Annotated in this window: 22 protein-coding genes; 13 read left to right on the top strand and 9 right to left on the bottom strand. The window is 46.0% G+C overall.

The window, feature by feature from the left end; all coding sequences use genetic code 11:
- From OQY15_RS14305 to OQY15_RS14340, 8 genes are all read left to right on the top strand, one after another.
- The gene (locus OQY15_RS14305; protein WP_265792465.1) at window positions 1-1,647 is read left to right on the top strand and encodes a DUF4980 domain-containing protein; all 1,647 of its coding nucleotides are present in this window, start codon (window positions 1-3) and stop codon (window positions 1,645-1,647) included.
- Between the two features lie 40 nt (window positions 1,648-1,687).
- A complete protein-coding gene (locus OQY15_RS14310) occupies window positions 1,688-2,281 on the top strand; it encodes an RNA polymerase sigma-70 factor (RefSeq protein ID WP_265792466.1) in 594 nt (197 codons plus the stop codon).
- Window positions 2,282-2,353: 72 nt separating this feature from the next.
- Window positions 2,354-3,484 (top strand): FecR family protein, encoded by a 1,131-nt coding sequence (locus tag OQY15_RS14315; RefSeq protein ID WP_265792467.1) that lies wholly within the window; start codon window positions 2,354-2,356, stop codon window positions 3,482-3,484.
- Window positions 3,485-3,521: 37 nt separating this feature from the next.
- On the top strand, window positions 3,522-6,848 hold the full coding sequence (locus tag OQY15_RS14320; RefSeq protein WP_265792468.1) for a SusC/RagA family TonB-linked outer membrane protein: 3,327 nt from the start codon (window positions 3,522-3,524) through the stop codon (window positions 6,846-6,848).
- A gap of 8 nt (window positions 6,849-6,856) precedes the next feature.
- Window positions 6,857-8,293, top strand: a complete 1,437-nt coding sequence (locus OQY15_RS14325; RefSeq protein ID WP_265792469.1) for a RagB/SusD family nutrient uptake outer membrane protein — start codon at window positions 6,857-6,859, stop codon at window positions 8,291-8,293.
- 37 nt (window positions 8,294-8,330) lie between these two features.
- A complete protein-coding gene (locus tag OQY15_RS14330) occupies window positions 8,331-9,248 on the top strand; it encodes a sensor histidine kinase (protein ID WP_265792470.1) in 918 nt (305 codons plus the stop codon).
- Between the two features lie 139 nt (window positions 9,249-9,387).
- Window positions 9,388-10,065 carry a response regulator transcription factor gene (locus tag OQY15_RS14335; protein ID WP_265792471.1) on the top strand — a complete coding sequence of 226 codons (678 nt, stop codon included), beginning with the start codon at window positions 9,388-9,390 and terminating at the stop codon, window positions 10,063-10,065.
- Between the two features lie 92 nt (window positions 10,066-10,157).
- Window positions 10,158-11,132, top strand: coding sequence for an alpha/beta hydrolase (locus OQY15_RS14340; RefSeq protein WP_265792472.1), 975 nt, complete (start codon window positions 10,158-10,160; stop codon window positions 11,130-11,132).
- Between the two features lie 10 nt (window positions 11,133-11,142).
- Here OQY15_RS14340 and OQY15_RS14345 read toward each other — a convergent pair whose 3' ends face one another.
- Window positions 11,143-11,904, bottom strand: a complete 762-nt coding sequence (locus tag OQY15_RS14345) for a LytTR family DNA-binding domain-containing protein (protein WP_265792473.1) — start codon at window positions 11,902-11,904, stop codon at window positions 11,143-11,145.
- A complete protein-coding gene (locus tag OQY15_RS14350) occupies window positions 11,885-12,898 on the bottom strand; it encodes a histidine kinase (RefSeq protein ID WP_265792474.1) in 1,014 nt (337 codons plus the stop codon). Before OQY15_RS14350 ends, OQY15_RS14345 begins: the two co-directional genes overlap by 20 nt.
- Before the next feature lie 176 nt (window positions 12,899-13,074).
- Here OQY15_RS14350 and OQY15_RS14355 point away from each other — a divergent pair, with 176 nt between their 5' ends.
- Together OQY15_RS14355 and OQY15_RS14360 are read left to right on the top strand one after the other, a co-directional pair.
- Window positions 13,075-14,664, top strand: coding sequence for an ABC-F family ATP-binding cassette domain-containing protein (locus OQY15_RS14355; protein ID WP_265792475.1), 1,590 nt, complete (start codon window positions 13,075-13,077; stop codon window positions 14,662-14,664).
- Between the two features lie 11 nt (window positions 14,665-14,675).
- Window positions 14,676-15,266, top strand: coding sequence for a TetR/AcrR family transcriptional regulator (locus OQY15_RS14360; RefSeq protein WP_265792476.1), 591 nt, complete (start codon window positions 14,676-14,678; stop codon window positions 15,264-15,266).
- A gap of 31 nt (window positions 15,267-15,297) precedes the next feature.
- Here the strand turns inward: OQY15_RS14360 and OQY15_RS14365 are convergent, their stop codons facing one another.
- The 7 genes from OQY15_RS14365 to OQY15_RS14395 form a co-directional block, all read right to left on the bottom strand.
- Complete coding sequence (locus tag OQY15_RS14365) at window positions 15,298-15,756, bottom strand: organic hydroperoxide resistance protein (protein WP_265792477.1); 459 nt, start codon at window positions 15,754-15,756, stop codon at window positions 15,298-15,300.
- Between the two features lie 32 nt (window positions 15,757-15,788).
- Entirely contained in the window at window positions 15,789-16,841 is a 1,053-nt protein-coding gene (locus OQY15_RS14370) for an alpha/beta hydrolase (protein WP_265792478.1), read from the bottom strand.
- Window positions 16,842-16,993: 152 nt separating this feature from the next.
- Window positions 16,994-17,371: a helix-turn-helix domain-containing protein gene (locus OQY15_RS14375; RefSeq protein ID WP_265792479.1), complete on the bottom strand. Its 378-nt coding sequence runs from the start codon at window positions 17,369-17,371 to the stop codon at window positions 16,994-16,996.
- 85 nt (window positions 17,372-17,456) lie between these two features.
- Window positions 17,457-18,197: an SDR family oxidoreductase gene (locus tag OQY15_RS14380; protein ID WP_265792480.1), complete on the bottom strand. Its 741-nt coding sequence runs from the start codon at window positions 18,195-18,197 to the stop codon at window positions 17,457-17,459.
- A 23-nt stretch (window positions 18,198-18,220) separates the two neighbouring features.
- Window positions 18,221-19,522 (bottom strand): epoxide hydrolase family protein, encoded by a 1,302-nt coding sequence (locus tag OQY15_RS14385; protein ID WP_265792481.1) that lies wholly within the window; start codon window positions 19,520-19,522, stop codon window positions 18,221-18,223.
- A gap of 35 nt (window positions 19,523-19,557) precedes the next feature.
- Window positions 19,558-20,016, bottom strand: coding sequence for a hypothetical protein (locus tag OQY15_RS14390; protein ID WP_265792482.1), 459 nt, complete (start codon window positions 20,014-20,016; stop codon window positions 19,558-19,560).
- 20 nt (window positions 20,017-20,036) lie between these two features.
- Entirely contained in the window at window positions 20,037-20,978 is a 942-nt protein-coding gene (locus OQY15_RS14395; RefSeq protein WP_265792483.1) for a heme-binding domain-containing protein, read from the bottom strand.
- Window positions 20,979-21,194: 216 nt separating this feature from the next.
- Here OQY15_RS14395 and OQY15_RS14400 point away from each other — a divergent pair, with 216 nt between their 5' ends.
- The 3 genes from OQY15_RS14400 (at window position 21,195) to OQY15_RS14410 (ending at window position 24,169) form a co-directional block, all read left to right on the top strand.
- Window positions 21,195-21,626, top strand: a complete 432-nt coding sequence (locus OQY15_RS14400; protein ID WP_265792484.1) for a DoxX family protein — start codon at window positions 21,195-21,197, stop codon at window positions 21,624-21,626.
- 4 nt (window positions 21,627-21,630) lie between these two features.
- Window positions 21,631-23,118 (top strand): catalase, encoded by a 1,488-nt coding sequence (locus tag OQY15_RS14405; protein ID WP_265792485.1) that lies wholly within the window; start codon window positions 21,631-21,633, stop codon window positions 23,116-23,118.
- Window positions 23,119-23,197: 79 nt separating this feature from the next.
- A complete protein-coding gene (locus tag OQY15_RS14410; RefSeq protein ID WP_265792486.1) occupies window positions 23,198-24,169 on the top strand; it encodes a sigma-54 dependent transcriptional regulator in 972 nt (323 codons plus the stop codon).
- The last annotated feature ends 91 nt before the right edge of the window (window positions 24,170-24,260 follow it).

The raw sequence follows: 24,260 nt of genomic DNA on the forward strand, positions 1-24,260 counted from the left end.
ATGAAAACTACCTTCAAGATGATGCTGGGCACCGGCATGCTAATGGCGTCATTCACTTGCGCTTCAGCAGCTGATATAGTGCTTAAAATTAACAAACGTTACCTCAATCTGCCCATCGCGCAGTCGCAGGCAAGAGCTGAAATGAAATTCGCTGTGGGCGGTAAGCAAGAGCGTGCCTTCAAAATCAGACTGGCGAAAGATGAACCGGAATACTGGGTATTTTGTGATGTGACGGCGTTAAAGGGGAAGACCATCACCATCAGCTATGACGGGGATGAGGCCGGACTGAAAAAGATCTATCAGAATGATGAAATAGAAGGTCAGAAGATGATGTATAAGGAGAAGAACAGACCACAGTTTCATTTTACCACAAAGCGGGGATGGATCAATGACCCGAACGGACTCATCTTTTATGAAGGGGAGTATCATCTGTTCTACCAGCATAACCCCTATGAAAAAGAGTGGGAGAACATGTCCTGGGGACATGCTGTGAGTAAGGACATGATCCACTGGGAGGAGCTGCCGACAGCCCTGAGCCCGGATAACCTCGGAACGATGTTCTCTGGTTCTGCAGTGATAGATTATGAGAATACAGCAGGATTTAACAAAGGAAAAACACCGGCAATGGTAGCTACATATACTGTGGCTTCAGACGACAAACAGGTGCAGTGTGTGGCATACAGTCTGGATAAGGGACGTACCTGGACAAAATACAGCAAAAACCCGATCATCGATTCCAAAGCGAAATGGAACAGTGTGGATACCAGGGATCCGCGGGTGTTCTGGTACAAACCCGGCAAACATTGGGTGATGGTACTGAACGAACGTGATGGCCACTCGATCTACAATTCGGCAAACCTGAAGGACTGGACTTTTCAATCCCATACCACAGGATTCTGGGAGTGTCCTGACCTCTTTGAACTGCCTGTCGATGGTGATGCCTCCAAAACCAAATGGGTGATGTACGGGGCCTCAAATACCTACATGATTGGCGCTTTTGACGGTAAGAAATTTACACCGGAGTCTGGCAAGCACTACTTTTCGAACGGAACGATCTATGCCGCCCAGACATTCACCAACATCCCTGAGTCGGACGGACGAAGGATACAGATCGGATGGGGCAGGGTAGGCCATCCCGGGATGCCTTTCAATGGGATGATGCTGCTGCCAACAGTGTTGACACTGAAAAATACCAAGGACGGAGCCCGTCTGTTCAGTATGCCGGTGAAGGAAACAGAGCAGTTATCTGAAAGCCTGGGCGAATGGACAAACCTGACTGCGAAGGATGCCACTGAAAAGCTAAAGGAGTACAGCAGCAAGGATGGACTGCGCATCAAAACCAGGATTAAACTGTCACATGCTACCAGTGCCGGCCTCAGTTTATCCGGGCAGAAGGTGCTGGACTATGACATGAATTATAATCTTGTAAACCGTGTTTTCTATTCACCGGAAGATATGACCAGCATGGAAATCTCCGCTGAAATTTATATCGACAGGACTTCCATAGAGATCTTTATCGACGGCGGTGCATATTCTTATTCTTTGGAACGCAAGCCGGAGCAAGGTAATACTGAAGGTCTCAAATTCTTTGGAAATAATATCGAAGTCAAAGAGCTGAAGGTTTATGGCCTGAAGCCGATATGGTAGGAGCAGTGCAAGCAATATTCTATATATTTACGGCTCTATTATGGTGGCCTATACTTCATATGATGATGCCGAACTCGCTGACCTTCTAAGATCAGGCGATCAGCTGGCGTATACGGAAATTTACCGTCGCTACTGGCGCCTGCTCTATGGCCATATTTATAAGATGCTGCAGGATGAAGAAGAATCCAAAGATCTGCTGCAGGAACTTTTTAGCAACTTATGGACACGGGCCGAAAAAATTCCGGAGCAGCAAAATCTGGGTGGATATTTGTATGTGTCGGCCCGTCACCTGGTGTTAAACAATATCCGGCAACGTAAATTCCGGACGGAATATTTAAATTCTCTGTCTGAATTTGCCACTGAAGCCAGTGAAGTTACCCTCCATTACCTGGAAGAACGGGATCTGCTGGCGGCGATAGAACGTGAAATTGAGGCCCTTCCACCCAGGATGCGTCAGGTATTTGAGATGAGCCGTAAGCAGCATCTCAGCCATAGGGAAATTGCTGAAAGTTTAGGCACCTCCGAGGAAACGGTTAAAAAGCAGATCCATAAATCACTCAAAACCCTTCGTACTAATCTTAAAGATAAAGGGGGCGCAGCAACGATGCTGATTCTGGCTACATTCCTGAAGTGATTTTTTTTATAGCGATACCCCCTGCGGTATTTTCATGTGTTTTTCCTTTAAGTATCCCCTAAAGCAGAGCGTATGAATTACGAAGAAGCAGACAAACTCCTTGTCAGGTACCTTGACCAAACGGCCAGTCCCAAAGAAAGGGCGCTAATCGAGAACTGGTATCTCCATGAATCTGAACAACGGAAATTAACTGATGCTGATGATTTTGATCATCTTGCAGCGGAACTCTGGGCGGGTACACGTAAAAGGGCTGGGCTCGATGATCAACTAAAATCAGGAATTCTCTGGCCACGTATTGTTGCGGCAGCCTCAGTGCTTGTCATCTTATCTTTACTCGCATTGTTTTTATCGCAGTATCAAAAAAATAAATCCCATGATGCCAATGATCAGATGCTGGTGAAAACAAGTGGAACCAGGTACCCTGTACTGATTCTTGAAAATGGGAAGAAGATTACATTGGACAGTGCCACAAGGGGCTTGCCGGCCGGTAAGGAGAGCGGCGGGATGATTTTATCCAATACCGGGGTTTTAGCTTATGAAAAGACACAAAGGCAGGATAAGGGAGTTTATCATTCGCTTCTCGTACCATCCGGTGCCGGACTTCAGCGTCTGGTACTGCCTGATGGAACCAGGGTATGGATGAATGCTGCCTCCTCGTTACGATATCCTGTAGTTTTTGCCGCACATCAGCGCACAGTTGAACTCAGTGGCGAGGCCTATTTTGAGGTAGCTCACCAAGCAGAAAGACCGTTCAGGGTGATCAGTAAAAAACAAACCGTAGAAGTATTGGGCACACATTTCAATGTCAATGCTTATGATGATGAACCAGAAGTGCAAACTACCCTCCTTGAGGGCAGGGTGAAGGTGGTCGCAGCGGCAGATCATGCTGTACGGTACTTGTCGCCGGGTGAGCAATGTGCTTTGCAGGGTAAGACATTCTCGGTTACAAAGGTTGAAACTGCTGAAATTTTATCATGGAAAGATGGTGAACTGCTATTTGAGGCTGATCGTATCCAGCAGATCATGCGGGTGCTGGCCAGATGGTATGATGTGGATGTGGAGTACAGAGGGACAATTCCGGAAGATCAGTTTGGCGGTACGATCTCAAGAAAGGCAAGTCTTTCAGAAAACCTGAATATCCTGCAGTTCACGGGCAAGGTACAGTTCCATATACAAGGAAAACGGGTTGTCGTTTCGAAATAATGGTTAAGTGAATCAGATCAGGAAAAATTATTTGATAATGAACATACGAAGCCTTTTCATATTGATCCTGATGATGATGCTCAGCGCATTCTCTTTTGCGCAGCGCATCAGCCTTTCTGTTCGTCAGGCTCCGATCAGGCAGGTTTTTGCAGAGTTGAAGGCACAAAGTGGATACAACTTTGTATACTCAGAAAACGACCTGAAAAATGCGAGACCGGTTACTTTAAAGATCAGCTCAGCTAATTTTGAAGAGGTGCTGAAGAAAGTCTTTGAAGGACAACCGCTCACGTATATGATCAGTACCAGGACGGTGGTGATAAAAGCCAGGCCATCCGGCGCTCTGGAAAAGATAAAATCATTCCTCCGCACACTGACAGGGACGGTAACAAACAGCAAAGGGGAGGCACTTGCAGGCGTTACGGTTGCTGTTCAGCACCTGAAAAGGCAGACTGCTACCGATGATAAGGGGAGTTTTACACTGGCAGATGTTCCTGCGGATGCCCTTATTGAAGTCAATTATATAGGATATGAAACTCAGCTGATTTCGCTTACAGGTCTGCAGGGTACTGAACTTGACATCCGTTTACAGCAAAGCGTTAATGCGCTGGAAGAAGTGGTGATGGTAGGTTATGGCTCCTCGAAAAGGAAGGACCTGACCGGTGCGGTTTCATCGGTGAATATGGAGAACTTGAAAAACACAGCCTATACTTCGGTCGACCAGGCATTGTCTGGACAGGCGGCGGGTGTGCAGGTGGTGCAGGGCGATGGTTCGCCGGGAGGATTGGCAAAGATCAGGATCAGGGGTGCTGCCTCGATCATCGGTGGGAATGATCCACTATATGTGATCGATGGGGTACAGGTAACCATTGAGAACAGGTATATCCAGGCGGCTGCAGACCTGACACATCCAATAGAATACCTCACGCTGGATCCTTCAGCACGAACAACTGTAGGTTCCTCTTATTCCCGTGGTTTGAACACTCTTGCGCTGCTGAATATCAACGATATCGAATCTATCGACATCTTAAAAGATGCATCGGCAACAGCGATTTTTGGATCCAAGGCCGCGAATGGTGTGGTAATCATCACGACGAAAAAAGGGGTCAGAAATCAAAAGTCGGCTGTAGAAGTTAATTATTATCAGGCTTTCAGTACTCCCAGAACGCTCAATGTGCTCAATGGGCCAGAGTATGCATCGATACTCAAAGAAGGGGCTGCCAATTTAAACCGCATGCAGGACGAAAGCGGGCTTCCACATTATTATATTGCGGAATCCATCTTATCCGACCCTGCATATTTTCAAAACAATACCAACTGGATTGACCTCGTTACCCGTGTGGGACAAGTGCAAAATGCAGATATCAATATTCGTGGGGGCGGCAATGATTCGAGATACTATACCTCATTTTCCTATAATCGCAGCACTGGTGTTGTATTGGGGACGGATTTTAGCCGTATTGCAGGGAAGATATCTATAGATAACGATATCAATACACATATACGTCTCCTGAGTAATCTGGATTATGGTTTTACCAGCAATAATATCAGTAATGGAGTATATACCTCGGCGGTTTTAGCTCCACCGAATTTTGCACCCTTTGAACCGGATGGCTCGCCAAAGAAATTTCTTTCCGGCTTTGAAGGAAGTTTTCTTGCGGAAGGTGTGCAAAATCCTTTTAACTTGCTTCAGGGGAGGAACCATGCCAATACAGCTACGCTGCTGGGCTCGCTCTCGCTGGAATATGATATCAGGAAATCATTAAAGTTCAAAAGCACATTTGCTTTGAATTACAATACCTACCGTCAGTATAATTATGTGCCTGCAACGGTATTCATCGCGGCACCGGATCCCAGCCCAAATGGAGGGATTACCACACAGGGCGAAACGCAGGAAACAGCACTTTTCTACGAGAATACGCTGACCTGGGAAAAGCAGTTTAATCCCAGAAACCGCCTGGTTTTATTGGGAGGGGCATCCTGGCAACAATCAAAATTAAATACTTTCTCTACTTATCACCCTGCCCAGCTCAGTGACCGCGCGGCACTGCTGAGCTTTTATCTGCGGGCAAATTATGCCTATAGTGACAAATATCTTGTCACTTTTACAGGAAGGTCGGATGCCTCATCCAAATTCCCGGTGAATAACAGGGTGGGCTATTTTCCATCTGCAGGACTGGCATGGCTGATCAATGAAGAAAGCTTTCTGAAGGATGTAAGCTGGCTGAGTCAACTCAAGCTGCGCGCCAGTGCGGGGCTCACCGGCACGCAGAATATAGCTGATAACCTTTTTTATACAATATATACAGAGGCAATTTATGCGGGCAGCAAAGCTGTGGTTGCTTCACAGCTGGGAAACGACCAGACGAAATGGGAAACGACGCTGCAGAAGGATGCGGGGATAGACTTCGCCCTGTTTGATTTCAGGTTACGCGGAAGTTTTGGGTATTACAGTAAGCGGTCGGCCGACCTGCTCATTGCCTTGCAGGTGCCCTCAAGCTCAGGATATACTACAGCGATACAGAACTATGGTACGATCAGAAACCGCGGACTTGAATTGGAGTTGGGGGCGGATATCATTAAAAACAAAAGCTTTCAGTGGAATACTACGCTGAATGTGTCTGGAAACCGATCCCGGGTTCTCAAACTGAATCAGACTTTATCCGATCCGCTGAAAACGCCACTTTTCAATGAATTTGCTGTCAATACGCTGGGAAATACGATCCTGACCGAAGGTGAGCCTGTAGGGGCAATTTATGGTACGCGCTACCTGGGTGTAAATGCTGCAGGTGAACCGCGATTTCAAACAGTCAGCTCCGGACCCTCTGCCGGGCGTCCGGAGAAGATGATCATTGGTAAAGCCGAACCGGAGTTTTTTGGAGGGTTTACCAATACATTTTCCTACAAACGATTCAGTCTGCTGACCTTGTTCAGCTTTTCCTATGGAGGCGATCTCATCTATCTGCCCAGGGGAAACGATCTGGGATTGCCCGATATCACTAACCATCTCAGAGATATTCTGGATCATCACAGCGGTGACAATCCACAATCCCATAATCCGGCACTGGTGCTGGGGCAGATCGGTGCGCAGCAGGGGATTTCTACCTTCAATGTTTTTGATGCTTCCTATATCAAACTGAAATCGCTGGTTTTCAGCTATAACCTGCCACAAATGATCCTGGATAAACTCCGCATTCGCAGTGCCAGCATCTACCTGGCAGGTAATAATTTGTTGATAATATCTAAATATCCGGGACCCGATCCCGAGGTGAGTAATAATCCCTATAGTTTAATTGGCGGGTATACGGATGATGCCTCATACCCGACCCTGCGGCAATATAGTTTTGGTTTAAGGTTTAATTTATGAAGAGATGTATGAAAAAGATAGCCGTCAGAATAGTGGTAACTATCGCTACCATATTGCTGGGTGCCTGCTCAAAGGAACTGAGTACGCCACCTCAGGACAGGGTTGTGGATGCGAATGCGATTATAGATCAAAGTACAGCAGAGAATGTGTTGAATGGTGCTTACTTCCGCCTGGCCGGCGGCATGACGAACAATGCTACAGACTGGTCGGGCCACGAAATTCCCGGAAGCCTGTACGCTGGCTTTATCGGGAATGGCTACGGTGCTCCATTTCCTGACGAATCCAATAGTATCCAGATGGGTAATAAATTTGGACAAGGTATCTGGCAGAATTGCTATCAGCTGGTTGAGGCCTCCAACAATGTGATTAAAGGTGTAACGGCTCTTGATGCAAAAGTTTTTACAGGGAACAGGAGAAATGAGATGCTTGCTGAAGCCCGCTTTCTGAGGGCATACGCCAATTACCGGCTGCTGAGTTATTTTGCGCAATGGTGGGATATATCCAGCAGATTTGGTATTCTGATCCGGCGGGAAGCTTCGGCAGTGAGTAAACTGGCGCAGGGCAGGAGCGATGTGAGGACAAGCTACGATTTTATCAATGCCGACCTGGACTATGCGATTGCGAATGCAGCGGTATCGCGCCCCCCATATTATGCCACGAGATGGGCAGCCATGGCTTTAAAGATGCGGGTGTTGATTAGCCGCGCCGGGACTGATGATTATCAGCAGGTAATCAGCCTGGCTGAAACCATCAGGCAATCGGGTCGTTACAAACTGGAGAATAACCTCAAAGATTTGTTTTACGTGAAGGGCTTATCCAGTGCTGAGGTGATTTTAGGTATACAACCGAATAGCGGTCAGGAGAAGAATTTGCTGAGTCTGAGTCGTGCTTATTATCCCGGGCAAGTTGACCTATGGGTAGCCAAACAAACTTTAAAGGATCTGCTGGCAACTGATCCCAGAGGTAAATGGATGGTTGGTGCGGCGAGTGATTATACGCTTATTAGTCCTGGTACCTGGTATTTTCAGAAATATATCGCCTATGGTGCACAGCCCAGCCAGTTGTCAGAGACTTCCTACGTTTTCCGCTTAAGCGAAGTATATCTGCTGGAATCAGAAGCAGTGATCAGATCCGGGGGCAATCTTCAACAGGCCAGACAGCTGCTTAGAGCTGTGATGTCTGGAGCTGGCGTGACAGACTTTACTGCACTGGAAGCTGCTGCCACTATTGATGAGCTGCTGATGCAGAACTATCTTGAGATCGCACGAAACCTATTGGGGGAAGATGGAGCCGACTGGATGGCTTTACTGCGTCTACCTCTGGCAGTGGTGTCACAGCTAAAACCCTCTATCAGCTCAAAACAGCAGTATATACTTCCCCTTCCTGCTGATGAATTTATTGCCAATCCCGGGATAGGTGAGCAGAATCCTGGCTACGCACAGTAAAAAATAATATAAAATCAGCGCAAAAACTCTACAGATCATGAAACGGCAAATCCTTATTTTAATCCTCCTCATTAGCCTGGCGCTCACATCCTTTGCAGAGAGTATGAGTAACCTCAATGGCAATCCAGATTTAGCTCAGGCTCTGAATCAGGCTAAAGCTTCCAGAAACTGGATTATAGCAGGCGCGTTCATGCTCTTCGTAATTACATTGTTGCTGATTCGTCAGATCGTCACTGCAAGAAAAAATAACCTGCTGATCAGTCAGCAAAATGAAGCACTGCAGCGTTTTCTGTCTGAAAAGGACTGGCTGATCAAGGAGGTGCACCATCGGGTAAAAAATAACCTGCATACCCTCATATGTCTGCTGGAATCACAGGCAAGATATCTTAAAGATGATGCACTGAAAGCTGTGGAAACGAGTCAGAACCGCATTTTTGCGATGTCCCTTATCCATCAGAAACTGTATCGCTCAGAGGATATCAAAACTATCAATATGGCTGAGTATGTACCTGAACTTGTTTCAAATCTGAGAAGAAGTTTTGATATCCCCGAAAGGATCAAGTTTGAAATTGACGTTGCCGCGATATCACTCAGTGCTTCACATGCCATCCCTTTTGGATTGATCATCAATGAAGCGGTGACAAATGCCATTAAGTATGCTTTTCCCGCAAATAAGAAAGGAACAATATCAGTTATCTTTTATCAGTATCAGCAGGAATTGATACTCACGATAGCTGACGACGGAATTGGCATGCCATGCAATGGAGGAGAGCAGGCCTGCCAGTCGCTGGGAATTGAGCTGATTAAAGGTCTTTGCCATGATATCAATGCCGAGATCTGTTTTCAAACCAATCTGGGTACGAGAATTATCATTAACTGTGATCCGGCACACTGTTCTGCTGAGGAGTTGGTCGTTGAAGCTGACCATGGCCTGAGCAAACAGGTGGCGGGATAAAGAACGGATTTGTCTGCTTTAAGGACTGATATGTCGAACTCACACAACATTTAGTTGTAAAGCCGAAGTGATAAGCCGTCATTTGATCTGGTATCCAGATCTGTAAGGTATTGACGAGGATGAATTTATGCAAAAAGAAATGTATCAGATTAAAAATGACAGCTTTATCCGTCCTGTTATCCGCATCGCTGTATTCGAGGAGAACAGGAATGTACGCAATAGCATTCTGCAATTACTGAAATTTGAGTTGCAGATGGAGATTGTGGGTGTATATGGTAATGTGAATGAATTTATAGAAAACCTGCGTCAGTCGGCACCTGACCTGGTGATCATGGATATCACGATCGCAGGGGAGAGGGGAGGTTCAGCGATTGACCTGCTTAGAAAACATTTCCCCCACATTCAGATACTCATTGAAACTTCAACGGAAGAAGATAGTGAGATCTATCATGCCTTACAGGCAGGTGCCTCCGGTTATATTTTTAAGAGTGACCTGAAGGATAAACTGGTACAGTCGATCAGGGAGATCCGTGCGGGTGGCTCATCCATGAGTCCTCAGGTGGCAAAACGAGTGATAGAAATGGTGAAACGTAAAGAATGCCCCGTAGAACCTTCAGTTGTAGACTATAAACTGACAGTCCGTGAGAAGGAAGTTCTGACCTATATTGTGAAGGGTAAAAGTTATAAAATGATAGGTTTTGAGTTGAATATATCCTATGAAACTGTTCGGAGCCATATCAAAAATATATACATCAAACTACAGGTCACCTCACTCACAGAGCTAGTTGCCAAGTCAATCAACTTCCATATTGTTTGATCCGGTCGGGTCTCTGTCTACACCAGCTGAAGATTTGTCCGGTTCAGACACTCTCAACTGTGGGCCATGCTGCTCTCTATCTACTTTTGGGTATGACTTACTTAAATGCAGCAGTGATGGAAATGAAAAACACAACAACATTAATCAGGAGAGCCGGACTTTTAGTTTTACTTGGGCTGGGCTTAAGTTCCTGTAAAAAGGATCATCAGGAGACTGAAGTTCCAGATGAGCAAGCAGATTATCACCAGACGGCGGTAACGAAGTTTGCAAAAACGGGAGATGCACAATACGCCTACCGGACACTGGGCAATCAGGCTGGAATACCACTGGTGATGATTTCGGCATTAGGCGGCTCAATGGATGATTGGGATCCGGCGGTTACTAACGGTCTTGCCCGGGAAAACAAAGTGATCATTTTTGATATTGAAGGGGTAGCTTCGTCAACGGGGAAAACTCCAGACAACATTCCGGATATGGCTAAGGGTGTGGTAAACTTTATCCGATCGCTGGGCTACACTAAAGTGAACCTGATGGGATTCTCTATGGGTAGCTTCATATCTCAGCAAATCGTTCTGACAGAGCCCGGACTGGTTAATAAGCTGGTGCTGACAGGTACGGGGCCGAAAGGAAGCCTGGGGCTGAGTGACCTTCCCAAAGTACTCGCATCAACGTCGGGACTGAGTCCGGAAGAAGGTTTTCTGAAGATAGGATTTACCAGCTCGGCCAGCAGTATTGCAGCCGGAAAGGCCTCTTACCTCAGGACACAGCAAAGGCAGCTTAATCGGGATGGAGTTCTCAGCGCTGAAAGTAGCCTAGCAGAAGTGACTGCAGTACTGGGCTGGGCACAGCCTTATCCTGAGGCATTAAATGAGCTTACAAAGGTTACGCAGCCTGTTTATATCGCACAGGGAGAGAATGATATCCCGGTGCCGGTGGTCAATGCTGTTAACATGTCCAAAAGCTTTCCAAATGCCCGACTGGATATCTATCCTGATGCCGGACATGCGGGGTTTTTCCAGAATCATCTTAAATTCGTGACTGCAGTAAATGCTTTCCTGAAAAATTAAGCCAGCCGGACTAACGTTCTTCCATCCACCTGAGAAAGCTGTGTGATTTTTCTTTGTTGATCAGCAGTTTCTCAGGTGTTTCAATACTGAGTTTTACGTATAGCTTGCGCAGGAAATAATGTTCCACTTCTTTAATGGCTTTAAAATTAACAAGATACTGCCTGTTTACCCTGAAAAATTGCTGTGAGGAAACCGACGCGGCTACCTGATCGAGTGATTGTGTCAGTGAAAATTCCTGCTGATCAAAACACATAATTGATGTGCTGTCATTGCGGATATAAAAAAACGCAATATCAGTTATCTGCACTGTAGCATATTTCTGATTCTTGAATACCAGAAAACTCGTTTTGGCCGGAGATGTACCTAACTTTGCCAGCAGATCGCCCAGATCGGGTACCACCTGCTGCTGAAAAAAGTTCTTCAGCTCATCCACTTTTGCAAATGCATTTTTGATATCATCCTTCGAAAATGGCTTCACCACATAATCTACCCCGTTTCTTTTGAAAGCCTCCAGCGAATATTCGTCGAAAGCTGTACAAAACACAACCGGACAAGTGATTTTTACTGCTTTGAATATCTCAAATGACAAACCGTCCGCCAGCTGTATGTCCATGAAAATCAGATCAGGCTGTGCATTGGCTTTCAGGGCTTCAACCGAGCTTTCAATGCTTTGATACTGTCCTGTGATCCGGGCATCAGGGCGCAGGCTTAAGATCATATTTTCCAGCGACTTCGCCGTTTTTATCTCGTCTTCAATGATGACTATATTCATTTATAATGGGTAGTTTAATTTGAAAGATTTTACCGTCGTTTATAATTTCTATTTCCTTCTCCAGCAGATGGCCGTACCTCAGCTGAACATTCTTGAGCCCTACACCCAGCGAATGATGATCGCCGGTTTTAAGTCTGATAGGGTTCTCAATGATAATATGTTCCGTATCTCCAAACAAGCGGATATGCAGAGGTTTGTCCAGTGAAACCACATTATGCTTGATGCAATTCTCTACCAGCAGCTGGAGGGTAAAGGGAGGGATCAGCGTTGCCAGAGCTTCTTCCGGCAGTTCATTCTGAAATGTAAAACCACCCTCAAACCGTGCATTCTGTAAAAACAAATATGCTTTTACAATTTCCATTTCCTCAGACACATGGATCAGGTCGAGCTTCCTGCTCTCCAGCGTATACCGGTAAAAATTGGAGAGCTTCAATATAAAATCCACCGCATCAGGATCTTCCGTTTCTACCATTGCCTTTAAAGTATTCAGACTATTGAAAAGAAAATGTGGATTCACTTGCTGTTTTAACAATTCATACTGTGCACCAAGGTTATCGCTTTTGATCCGTTCCAGTTCCATATTTACTGTCTGGTTCTCATAATTTTGCTGTATCAGGTGGAGGAACATGTAAAAAACCAGGTTAATGAGTATACCCCTGACTTCAACCATCAACATCACCGGTCCGAAGTTGATATGCGAAAGGATGAGCTGCTGTATCCATGCCAGTGCAAACATCACGAGCATTCCGAAGAGCAGACTTTCAAGCAGGCGGGCATATGAAATGGATTGTTTTGCTTTTTTAACCGGCCGCGATAACATGAAAATGTTAAAATACCACATCACCACTGCGAAGGTAGCAGTGATACCAGCGTTGACCAGCGCTTCCAGGGTATTGAAGTGCATAGCGGCTATTTGAGGCACTGAGGAAAGCAGACCCAGAAAGATGGAGCTTCCCCAGATCACCACAGGCGCAATCCTGATCTTATTGTTCATAAGGATTAAAATTACTGATATTAAGCTGCTTTAGCACTATGCCAAGCCATAAACCGGACAATTTGATTGCTGAAGCAGACAATCGGCCTCCGAACCGGTTTCTGCTCAAATATAAACATATAATTATAGTCAACAATTTTGTTTAATAAAAATGTTGACTATCTTTGGGGTCCTTTATGAGCATTATTATCAATTCCTTAAGTTATGTACATCCGGATAAAGAGGTGCTATTTGAGCAGCTCAATCTAAGTATTGCCAGAGCTGATAAAGCGGCACTGGTAGGCAACAACGGTGCGGGTAAATCTACCTTGCTGCAGATTATTGCGGGGCAGTTATCCGCATCAGGGGGGGAACTGAATGTGGCTGAAAAACCATGGTTTGTACCACAGCATCTGGGGCAGTATGATGCTTTTTCCATTGCGCAGACCCTTGGGGTGGATAAAAAACTTCATGCATTCCGTGCGATCGCCGCTGGTGATGCTGATCCGCTGCTTTTTGATCAGCTGGAGGATGATTGGGAGATCGAAGATAAAGTGAATGACGCTCTAAACGAATGGGATATCGGCCACCTGTCTCCGGCACAGCTGATGCAAGAGCTAAGTGGCGGGGAAAAGACGAAAGTATTTCTGGCAGGAATCATGATATGGCAGCCTTCGGTCATCTTACTTGATGAACCGACCAACCATCTGGATGCCGCTAGCCGGGCAAAACTCTATGCGTATATTTTATCCAGCCGTGCAACCATTCTGATGGTCAGCCATGACAGGCATTTGCTCAACCTGATCAACAAAACTATAGAGCTCTCGGCCTTTGGCCTGGAAGTGTTTGGCGGCAATTACGATTTCTATGCAGAGCAAAAACATGGGAAGCTGCATGCACTGCAGTCGCAACTGGAGGAGCAATCAAAATCTTTAAAGCAAACACAGCAGAAAGCCCGCGATCTGGCAGAACAGAGACAGAAGCAGGAGGCACGGGGAAAGGCTCAGGGACAAAGCAATTCTCTGCCGAGGATTATTGCCGGTGGTCTGAAGATCAAAGCTGAGCAGAGCACTGCAAAAATACTGGATAAACAGCAGGAAAAAACATCAGGTATAGCAGACCAGATCCAGCAGATACGTTCCCGGATACAGCAGCACCTGGTGCTGAAAATTGATATTGCTGCTTCAGATATGCACCATGGAAAGGTCTTGGTAGAGGCAGAAAAAATGAGTTTCAGTTATAGTGATAAAGCTTTGTGGAAACCTTTGAGCTTTCAATTGCGATCGGGGGACCGGTTGTTTATTTCGGGAAATAATGGTGCAGGGAAATCTACGCTGATTAACCTGATCACCGGAGTAATGGAGCCCAGCGAAGGAACGATAAAACGCAATCCTTTCCGGTATTTGTATCTGGATCAGGATTATTCTTCGCTAAGACCAGACCTGACTGTAGTTGAGCAGCTCTCATTTGATAACACACGACAGCTGGAGGAGCATCAGCTGAAGTCGTTGCTGATCTATTCTCAGTTTCCTAAAGCGTCATGGGAAAGAAAAACTGAAGACCTGAGTGGTGGTGAAAAGATGAAGCTCTCACTCTGCTGCCTGGCGGTAAGCAACAACACTCCTGACTTGCTGATACTGGATGAGCCGACAAATAACCTGGATATCAAAAGTCTTGAGATACTGACTGAAGCCGTTAAAAGTTATCATGGAACCTTAGTGATCATTTCTCACGATCAGCATTTTATCGCTGACATCGGGATCGACCGAGAGATTAATCTATCATGAAATAAATACCTATGCCATTAAAAGATACAGGAACTGATCAATTGATAAAAGCTGCGGCAAAGCGACTGTTGTTTTCTGAAGGAAAGCTACATGCCACTACACAGGATATTGCAGATGCTGCGGGTATGAATCGCTCTGCGCTTCATTACTACTACCGAACCAGGGATCAGCTCATCTCCCAGGTATTCCAGGAATCAATGACTGTCCTGAGTTTAAAGCTGGATCAGGCTATGCTTTCTGATCATCCTTTTCCAAAGAAAGTAGATGAGCTGATGGATATCTATCTCACAGAAATGAGTGAATTTCCCTATGAGGAAACCTTTATGGTTACAGAGATGAACCGGGCAGGACATACGCTGATTTCGAAAATTAAGGAGGGACCTGTGGTATCTTTTCTGGCAGAGGTGGCCGCGGAAATGGAGGCGGGCAACATCGAAAAGATGAACCCGGTGCATTTTTTAATCAATCTCTTTTCTTTACTGTCCTATCCGATTATCATGTCGCCTTTGTATCAGCAATTTTTTCAGTTGTCTAAAAATGATTTCGGTAAAATCCTCGCTGAACGTAAAGAGTTGGTGTACCGGATGCTCTTTAAAATATAAGCCCGGCATCTCGATTGCCGGGCTGGAGCTATTATATCGCTAAATTGATCTCCACGTTGATATTGCCACGGGTAGCTTTTGAGTAGGGACAGGTTTGATGTGCAGCCTGGATCACCTTAAGTGCATCTTCCAGCGGCAGATCCGGTAAGCTGATGTTCAGACGTGCCTGCAGTGAATAACCCTGGTCCCCCGTTGCCAGATCAACCTCCGCATCAATCGCAGTATCTGCTGGCAAAGTGATATGTAATGCTGCTGCGCTGAGCTTCATTGCGCCGATAAAACAGGCCGACCATCCGGCGGCAAATAATTGTTCCGGATTGGTGCCATTACCCGGTCCGCCAGGTGAAGAAAGGCTTACACTAAGTCGGTCGTCGCTGCTTCTTGCTGCTCCGTCACGTCCGCCGGTGATATGTACCCTGCCGGTATAAAGCACTTTAGTAATCTGGTTTCCTGCGGTGTTAGTCGTTTCAATAATTGGTTGATTTTCCATGTTGTCTTAGTTTGTTTGGTAAATGAATATATCTAAGTATTTGCCATTCCGGCGGCTTCAATTACTGCATCTGCGAATACTTTGGGCGCTTCCTGAGGAAAGTTGTGGCCAATGCCGCCTTCCTGTGTATAATGTTTGTATTTGCCCTTAAACCTGAATGCATAGTCCTGTGGTTTTGGATGTGGAGCACCATTAGCATCTCCTTCAAGTGTGATCGCTGGGATCGTGATCGCCGGAAGGGTAGCCAGCTTTTTCTCGTAAACGTCGTACTTACTCTCTCCCTCGGCAAGTCCGAGACGCCAGCGGTAATTGTGGATCACGATGTCCACATGGTCGGGATTGAGAAATGAAGCCGCTGAGCGGTCAAAAGTAGCGTCATCGAATTTCCATTTTGGAGATGCCGTTTGCCAGATGAGTTTTGCAAAAGCGTTGGTGTTTGCTTTGTAACCGTCATAACCTCTTTGAGTTGCAAAATAGTACTGGTACCACCAGCTCTGCTCAGCTACGGGTATCAGTGGCTTTTTGTTGCCTTCCTGACTACCGATGAGGTATCCACTTACGGAAATCAGCGCTTTGCAGCGTTCTGGCCATAGTGCAGCCATAATATCTGCTGTCCGCGCACCCCAGTCGAAACCCGCTACTACGGCGCTCTTGATTTTCAGGGCGTCCATAAATTCGATGATATCTTTAGCAATGGCAGCCTGCTGGCCGTTACGCGCAGATTTTGCGGAAAGGAATGTCGTAGTACCATGTCCGCGGAGGTGGGGAATCAGCACCCTGTAACCCTGGGCTGTCAGCAGGGGGGATACCTCGCTGTAGCTGTGTATATCGTAAGGCCATCCATGAAGGAGGATCACTACAGGACCATCTGCCGGTCCTTCTTCTGCATAGCCGATGTCGAGTACCGAAGTTTTTACTTGCCTGATGTCGGTAAAAATGCGCGGATTTGTTCTGGCAGAAGATAACTCAAGTTTTTCTGCTGGACTTGCCTGCAGGGTGTTTAATCCTGTGAACTGCAGTACTGCTGCACCGATACCGGCAATACCCAAAAAACGGCGGCGGTTAATAACATTTAGATTTTCCATATGAATTGCGATTGGCTTTAATTTTATATGTCTGCAGATCTTCTGCGATCTGTTGACAAAACAAATTTAGCTTCGCTATCGCGGTATGTAAATGACTGATAACCTGAAGTGGACATATTGGAAGCCTGATCGGGCATTTCGGTCCCCGACCTTTAAACCCTCTTGATGCGCTCCCGGTGTTTTTTGCCCCAGCTGATCATCTCCAGGATGATGCCACCAAAGGAAAGGCAGTAATCTGTTTCTTCATATTCCACCATAAGAGGTTTTGCATCTGTGACCGTCCGCTTGATCAGTTGGTTTGCTTCCATGTCTTTCAGTTCCCTGGAGAGCATTTTAGTGGTTAGTCCGGGTATGCTTCTCTGAATTTCGCGAAATCTCTTGTTGCCATTGCATATAGAATTGATGATCAGCAAGCGCCACTTGCCACCCACAACATACATGGTATCCTGCAAAGCCTGGATTTCCTCCTTCTGGTTCCGCGGATCTGACAACACGTCGCCCGCTCTTATGATCTGTTCTTCAGTCATCATTTGTTCATTACTTATATAAGTTTTTAACGGATAAAAGCGCAGGAAATATATTCCTGCGCTTTTCATTTATGATCCATTACTGATATTACAACCGATTGCCACCATCAATGACAATCTCTGTCCCGGTGATATAGCTCCCTGCATCTCCGCAGAGGTAAGCTACCAATTTTGCAACATCTTCTGCTGTACCAATTTTCTTCAGCGGAGTGCGTTCAATCAGGTAATCGTCCAAACCTTTACGGGATTCATCGTCCAGACCCAATTTGTTTAAAAGATCAGTTTGAGTGGGGCCGGGACTTATACTGTTCACACGTATTTGTCGCGGTGCAAGCTCTACTGCGGCAATTTTCATTACCGAATTCAGCGCAGCTTTTCCTGATGAATAGATGGAAGAATTTGCTGCGTTCATGCTCGCCAGGTTAGACGACAGAAACACCACTGTGGCTCCATCATTCAGCTGAGGTATAAACCTGCTCAACGTAAAGAAAGCACCTTTGAAATTGACATCCATTACATGATCAAAATCAGATTCAGTGGCGCCTTCGATAGCAGAGCCACCCAGAACACCTGCGTTGATAAAGAGAATATCTATTTTGCCAAACCTTTCAGCTACCTCAGCTGCAAGCTCTTCTATATCAGTGACCTTGCCCTGATCTGAGACCAGGCCATTAATACCAAGCTGTGCAGCGGCATTGGCTACGGCCTCGTGCCGTCTTCCTGTGATGATGACCTGAGCACCCTGTGCTTTCAGTTCTTTCGCTGCCGCATACCCTATACCACTATTGCCTCCGGTTATGAGAGCTGTTTTTCCTTTTAGCGTTTCCATTGTTAATTTGATTAAAGATTGTATTATTTAACTGATGAACGCAGTGTTTTGAAAGCTTTGCGTACCTCTTCTGTAAAGAGTTGTGGTTCTTCCCATGCCGCGAAATGTCCGCCTTTATCCACCTCATTAAAGTAGATCAGGTTATGGTAAGCTCTTGTAGCCCATGTTTTTGGGGCTTTGTAGATTTCTCCGGGGAATACCGTTACAGCTACGGGCAGACTAAGGTTTACGGCATTGAAGTTATTGGAATGATCTTCCCAGTAGATCCTTGCTGATGAGGCACCTGTATTGGTTAACCAGTACAGCGAGATGTCATCCAGCATTTCGTCTTTGGTCAGTGATTTCTCCGGATCGCCACCAGAAAATGTCCATCCTGCAAATTCATCATACATCCAGGCTGCCTGTCCAACGGGTGAATCCGCGAGACTGTAGCCAATCGTTTGCGGGCGGGTGACCATCATGCCTGAATATCCTGTGCTGTTACGATAGAAAATATCCAGCGTTTTGAATGCTTCAAGTTCTTTGGCAGACAATCCTGCAGGTGCTTTTTCGCCACTTTTAAGTGCTTTAGCTACTTCGGCAGGTACCGTGGCAGGCATATTCACATGGATACCGATCAGACCTTTCTCGTGGTTTTTAGCCATACGCTGAGAAATCACCGAACCGCAGTCTCCACCCTGTGAAACATAGCTCTTGTAACCCAGGCGCGCCATCAGCTCTGCCCATGCATGGCCAATATGGTCTGAATCCCATCCTGTCGCTGTAGGTTTTCCTGAAAATCCAAAGCCGGGAATCGAAGGAATGACAAGATCAAATGCATCTTCTGCCTTACCCCCGTACGCTACAGGATCTGTCAGTGGGCCGATAACTTTAAGCAGCTCAAATACTGATCCCGGCCAGCCATGAGTCATGATCATAGGCATGGCCTTCGGATTTTTGGAACGGACATGTATAAAATGAATGTCCAGTCCGTCGATGTTGGTGATAAACTGCGGAAAGGCATTTAGCTTTTCTTCGGCCTTTTTCCAGTCGTAATCTGTGGCCCAGTATTGAGATAATTCTTTTAGTTTTTCAAGCTTCACCCCCTGCGACTGGTCCGCTACTGTTTCCTTTTCCGGCCAGCGCGTCTCAGTGATCCTCTTACGCATATCGGTGATGGCGGCATCCGGAATATTTACCCTGAAAGGCCGGATGGATTCATCGTTGCTATGCCCTGAGGAATTTAAATTGTCCGCTGGCTGATTTTGTGCAAAGCCGGCATTTCCTGTGCTCAACAGGAGAGTGGTGGCGATTACTGCGCTTAAGATTCTGATGTTCGTTTTCATTGTTTGATTGGATTATATGTATATTATATTTGGATTCATGGGAATACTGCGGCCATCTGACCGGTGATTAGTTTTATCCTTTTGTCGTTATTTGCTTCACGTTTTACCAAATGGTGTCCGTCTTTCTGCTGCAACTGGTAGTCATACAGCACATCCCCATTGGGATTCTGAGAAACCTTCACCGTTTCTACAGACAGGATATTTCCATTCATATTGGTGCCATACCAGTGTGGCATAGGTTTTTGTATCCAGGTAACCATAATGAACTTTTCGCCGCGGGTATGCATTCTCAAAGTGTCATGGGCATACTTCAATGCCAGGTCGTTCCCGTAAATGATAGAGATGGTATTTTGCTTGTTGTTGATTACTGAGCTGATGACATGCTCGTCGCTCTGATCAAAAAGGTATTCCGGGGCAAGCTGAGTTTGATGTTTTTGTGTACAGGAGAAGAGCAATAAACCCAGTGCGATGACGCAAAATGATTTTTTAAACATGATCGTTTTTTTAAGGTGAGTTATTTTGTAGGAATATTGAATACGAAGTCGCTTTCGGGTACCAGCATACGGTGGCAGTTGATACAGGTGTTGGCATAGGCGGCAGTTTTTCCAAATGGCTTAAGTGCCAGTCCGTCAAACTTTGCAAAGCCCCAGCCTTCTGTAGATTGATATTTCTTGCTGTCCTTGATCATGATCTGCACATTCTGGAAGTTGCCGGGCAGCACATTCCCATCCTGATCTTCGCGTTGTTTACCCCATACCGCTTTCACGATCTTGGCACCGTCCGGAAAGGGAAGGGTGTGCTCTTTAATGGCCTTTACCATGATGTCATTTCCATATACCACACGCATGCTTCCACCATCATATTTATCGGTGGCACTGATCACTTTCCAGGTTTTATAATCCGCAGCGTAGGGGATGCCGTTCAGTGATACAGGGACTTTCCTGATTGCTGCCGACAGCTCCGGCTGATTATTACGGATAATGCGGGCAGTATCAATTTTATGTCTCCCGGAAAGGGTATTTACATACTTTTTCAGTATGTCCAGTTCTGCTGCTGACACTGTTGCTCCGGGATGCAGCAAGCGATAGTTGTGCAGTGGCATTTTATCTTCTGCAATCGCATTCACCACTTCCCAAAGTAATAGTTGCTGCACTGCCGGTGGATTTTTGTCCCACTCAGAAAAGTTAAGCCTCGAGCGTGCTTCAGTAACATCTTTGGCCACCAGCTGTGAGGCTCCTGGGATTTTATCAAACCATGCGATTTCGGTTAGGTTGGAATGGCAATCGTAACAAGCTCTTTCGATGATAGCTTTAACATCATCTGGAAGCTGCACTTCTGCGGTCACCGGTGGATTCACAACTGGCGCATCCCTGAATTGCAGGGCTGTAATACCGATCACGACTATGCCAGTTATCAAGAGCAGCTTTTTTAAGGGGCTTGGATTAGAGTTTTTCATATGATCCGTTCTAGTTTATGGAGGTAAAATTATAGGCAGCCTGCCTGTTCTGCTATCAAAAAAGGGCTGGTGCCGACAAACTGAGAGCTGAATTAGACAATAGGGGACTTAAACTGTCTGGTTGACGGGCTGAATCGTCCGGTTGAAGTATTTTGAGCTGTTTTAGCTGTGGGGCAAGCTTCATCTTTGTCTCAGAAACTTAAAAAAAGAACAGCTATGACACTCAAAACAACAAAAACAATTTACTGGATCGGGGTTGCAATGACTTCCTTATGGTTTTCTGCAAGCGGCCTCGGAGAACTCACCCATAACGATGTAATCTGGGACATCACCTTAAAATTAGGTTATCCGCCACACTTCATTTATATCCTTGGGGTGGCCAAACTTACCGGCGTTGTCGTTTTGCTTACACCCAACAGATTATTGAGATTGAAAGAATGGGTTTTCGCAGGGATATATTTCGATATCCTGTTTGCTTTCCTGTCAAAAATCGCTGTGCTGGGTTTCCCGGCTACAGTAGATGCCATTATTGCATTTGTAATGGTATCTGTCACTTACCTGATGTACCGCAAATTGTATCCTGTCATTTATACAAGAGCAGTATTTGATGATGAATATTTAGGTAAAAAGATCACTGCTAAACTGTAGAAAGATGGAACCGAAGAAATTAACCACCCGTACAGGTTCACCTGTAACAGATAATCAAAACATCATGACTGCCGGAAGACGTGGTCCGGCCTTGCTGCAGGACGCATGGTTCCTGGAAAAGATGGCTCATTTTGATAGAGAAGTGATCCCGGAAAGGCGAATGCATGCCAAAGGCTCTGGCGCCTATGGTACATTTACGGTTACGCATGACATCAGTAGTTTTACCAGAGCCGCACTGTTCTCAGAGATTGGAAAAACTACGCCTTTATTTGTCCGCTTCTCGACTGTTGCCGGTGAGAGGGGGGCGGCAGATGCAGAAAGAGATATACGCGGCTTCGCTATCAAATTTTATACCGAGCAGGGTATATGGGACCTCGTTGGTAACAATACACCAGTTTTCTTTCTGCGGGACCCATTGAAATTTCCAGACCTTAACCACGCCGTCAAAAGGGACCCGCGCACTAATATGAGAAGTGCAGATAACAACTGGGATTTCTGGACACTGTTGCCGGAGGCGCTACATCAGGTGACGATTGTAATGAGCGACCGCGGTCTACCTAAAAGCTACCGGCATATGGATGGTTTCGGCAGCCATACCTTCAGCCTGATCAGTGCAGATCAAAAGCGTTACTGGGTAAAGTTTCATTTCAAGACTGCCCAGGGTATTCAGAATCTGAGCAATGAGGAAGCGGCGGCGCTGGCAGGTAACGACAGAGAAAGCCATCAGCGGGATCTGTATGAGAGTATTGAAAATGGAGATTTTCCCAAATGGACATTGTATGTTCAGTTGATGGAAGAGGAGGATGCGTATTCTTATCACCTTAATCCTTTTGACCTGACCAAAGTATGGCCGCATCAGGATTATCCGCTGATGCAGGTTGGTGAACTGGTGCTGGACCGCAATCCTGAGAACTACTTCGCGGAGGTGGAACAGGCGGCATTTAACCCTGCACAGGTTGTTCCCGGGATCAGCTTTTCTCCGGATAAAATGCTTCAGGGACGTCTGTTTTCTTATGGGGATGCACAACGTTACAGGTTGGGTGTAAACCACCACCAGATACCGGTAAACTCCCCCAAATGTCCATACCATTCCTATCACCGTGATGGCAGCATGCGTATAGATGCCAATTATGGAAGTGCAAAATCATATGAACCTAATAGCTTCAGTGAATGGCAGCAGCAGCCGGATTTTTCTGAGCCCCCGTTAAAGATTAGCGGTGATGCAACTCACTGGGACCACCGTGAGGATGAGGATTACTATAGCCAGCCAGGCAACCTGTTCCGCCTGATGTCTGCAGAACAGCAACAGCTTTTGTTTACCAACACCGCGGCGGCAATAGGTTCCGCACAGCAGTTCATCCAGATCCGGCATATTCGCAATTGTTACAAGGCTGATCCGGACTATGGTAAGGGAGTTGCAGACGCACTGGGCTTGTCGATGCAGGTGGTGAACGACTTTGAGGGTTATGAAATGAAACCACTGGTATCATAAGGGAAACCAGCCTTCGCATTGATCAGGAACCATGTTTATATATCTTCGTTAAAGGAAAAAAGACGAAATTATAAGCGTAATGAAAGGAAAGGAGTTAATCGTTGAGGACAATTTTGGTATGTCCGGGAATAGTTCGGGTTTGAAAGATGTGGCCTATCTGGTGCAGATCGCTGCCGCAGCAGAGAGCCCGGTACTGGTACTTGGTGAAAGTGGTACAGGAAAGGAGCTGGTAGCCAGAGCTATTCATGATCATTCTGTACGTGGTAAAAAGCCAATGGTGATCGTAGATTGTGCGGCGATATCGCCCACACTCATAGAATCTGAACTTTTCGGACACGAACGGGGCAGCTTTACCGGGGCGGTAGATAAAAGAATTGGCAAGTTTGAACAAGCGGAAAACAGTACGATCTTTCTGGATGAGATAGGGGAGATGCCACTGGAGATCCAGTCCAAATTGCTCAGGATATTACAGGAAAAAGAAATCTGTCCCCTTGGTGGTACACGTAAAAAGATCAATGTGCGCATTATTGCAGCTACGAACCGGGATCTTGAAGAGGAAGTGGCTGCAGGTCGTTTCAGACTCGACCTCTATTACCGGTTGTTTGTGTTTCCTATAGAGCTGCTGCCATTACGGGAAAGACAGGCCGATATTATGCCGATTGCCGAGCATTACCTCAGTGTTTTTGCAGCAGCCAACCATAAAAATATCTCCGGTTTTTCTGAATCCGTCAGAAAGGCATTGCTCGGCTATCCATGGCCGGGCAATATCAGGCAGCTGATCAACCTGGTTGAACGTGCTGTCCTTCTATGCGAGGGGCAGCTCATCAACCAGGTTGCCCTGCCAGTCTTCAGGCAGTTTGCTACTACTCATTTAGAAATAAAAGGTGTGAAATCGATGACTGACAACCAACGGGACCACATTCTTGCTGCCCTGGCAAAATGTAACTGGAAAATCTACGGTCCTGGAGGCGCTGCAGACTTGCTCAATATCAACTCTTCCACATTGAAATCCAGAATGGTTAAACTGGGCATTTCCAAACAATTTGGCTGAAATCATTATATCTCGTGAATAATCATGATAATTAATGATTTCATGATCTCTTTATTTCTGTAATTGGTCTGTAAATCAAATGAATAGTCTT

It is taken from the genome of Pedobacter sp. MC2016-15 (assembly GCF_026239695.1).
In the GTDB taxonomy this organism is placed as follows: Bacteria; Bacteroidota; Bacteroidia; order Sphingobacteriales; family Sphingobacteriaceae; genus Pedobacter.

Coding starts and splice junctions, on each gene's coding strand:
- OQY15_RS14305 (WP_265792465.1), top strand. CDS start 1: ATGAAAACTACCTTCAAGATGATGCTGGGCACCGGCATGCTAATGGCG.
- OQY15_RS14310 (WP_265792466.1), top strand. CDS start 1,688: ATGGTGGCCTATACTTCATATGATGATGCCGAACTCGCTGACCTTCTA.
- OQY15_RS14315 (WP_265792467.1), top strand. CDS start 2,354: ATGAATTACGAAGAAGCAGACAAACTCCTTGTCAGGTACCTTGACCAA.
- OQY15_RS14320 (WP_265792468.1), top strand. CDS start 3,522: ATGAACATACGAAGCCTTTTCATATTGATCCTGATGATGATGCTCAGC.
- OQY15_RS14325 (WP_265792469.1), top strand. CDS start 6,857: ATGAAAAAGATAGCCGTCAGAATAGTGGTAACTATCGCTACCATATTG.
- OQY15_RS14330 (WP_265792470.1), top strand. CDS start 8,331: ATGAAACGGCAAATCCTTATTTTAATCCTCCTCATTAGCCTGGCGCTC.
- OQY15_RS14335 (WP_265792471.1), top strand. CDS start 9,388: ATGTATCAGATTAAAAATGACAGCTTTATCCGTCCTGTTATCCGCATC.
- OQY15_RS14340 (WP_265792472.1), top strand. CDS start 10,158: ATGACTTACTTAAATGCAGCAGTGATGGAAATGAAAAACACAACAACA.
- OQY15_RS14345 (WP_265792473.1), bottom strand. CDS start 11,904: ATGAATATAGTCATCATTGAAGACGAGATAAAAACGGCGAAGTCGCTG.
- OQY15_RS14350 (WP_265792474.1), bottom strand. CDS start 12,898: ATGAACAATAAGATCAGGATTGCGCCTGTGGTGATCTGGGGAAGCTCC.
- OQY15_RS14355 (WP_265792475.1), top strand. CDS start 13,075: ATGAGCATTATTATCAATTCCTTAAGTTATGTACATCCGGATAAAGAG.
- OQY15_RS14360 (WP_265792476.1), top strand. CDS start 14,676: ATGCCATTAAAAGATACAGGAACTGATCAATTGATAAAAGCTGCGGCA.
- OQY15_RS14365 (WP_265792477.1), bottom strand. CDS start 15,756: ATGGAAAATCAACCAATTATTGAAACGACTAACACCGCAGGAAACCAG.
- OQY15_RS14370 (WP_265792478.1), bottom strand. CDS start 16,841: ATGGAAAATCTAAATGTTATTAACCGCCGCCGTTTTTTGGGTATTGCC.
- OQY15_RS14375 (WP_265792479.1), bottom strand. CDS start 17,371: ATGATGACTGAAGAACAGATCATAAGAGCGGGCGACGTGTTGTCAGAT.
- OQY15_RS14380 (WP_265792480.1), bottom strand. CDS start 18,197: ATGGAAACGCTAAAAGGAAAAACAGCTCTCATAACCGGAGGCAATAGT.
- OQY15_RS14385 (WP_265792481.1), bottom strand. CDS start 19,522: ATGAAAACGAACATCAGAATCTTAAGCGCAGTAATCGCCACCACTCTC.
- OQY15_RS14390 (WP_265792482.1), bottom strand. CDS start 20,016: ATGTTTAAAAAATCATTTTGCGTCATCGCACTGGGTTTATTGCTCTTC.
- OQY15_RS14395 (WP_265792483.1), bottom strand. CDS start 20,978: ATGAAAAACTCTAATCCAAGCCCCTTAAAAAAGCTGCTCTTGATAACT.
- OQY15_RS14400 (WP_265792484.1), top strand. CDS start 21,195: ATGACACTCAAAACAACAAAAACAATTTACTGGATCGGGGTTGCAATG.
- OQY15_RS14405 (WP_265792485.1), top strand. CDS start 21,631: ATGGAACCGAAGAAATTAACCACCCGTACAGGTTCACCTGTAACAGAT.
- OQY15_RS14410 (WP_265792486.1), top strand. CDS start 23,198: ATGAAAGGAAAGGAGTTAATCGTTGAGGACAATTTTGGTATGTCCGGG.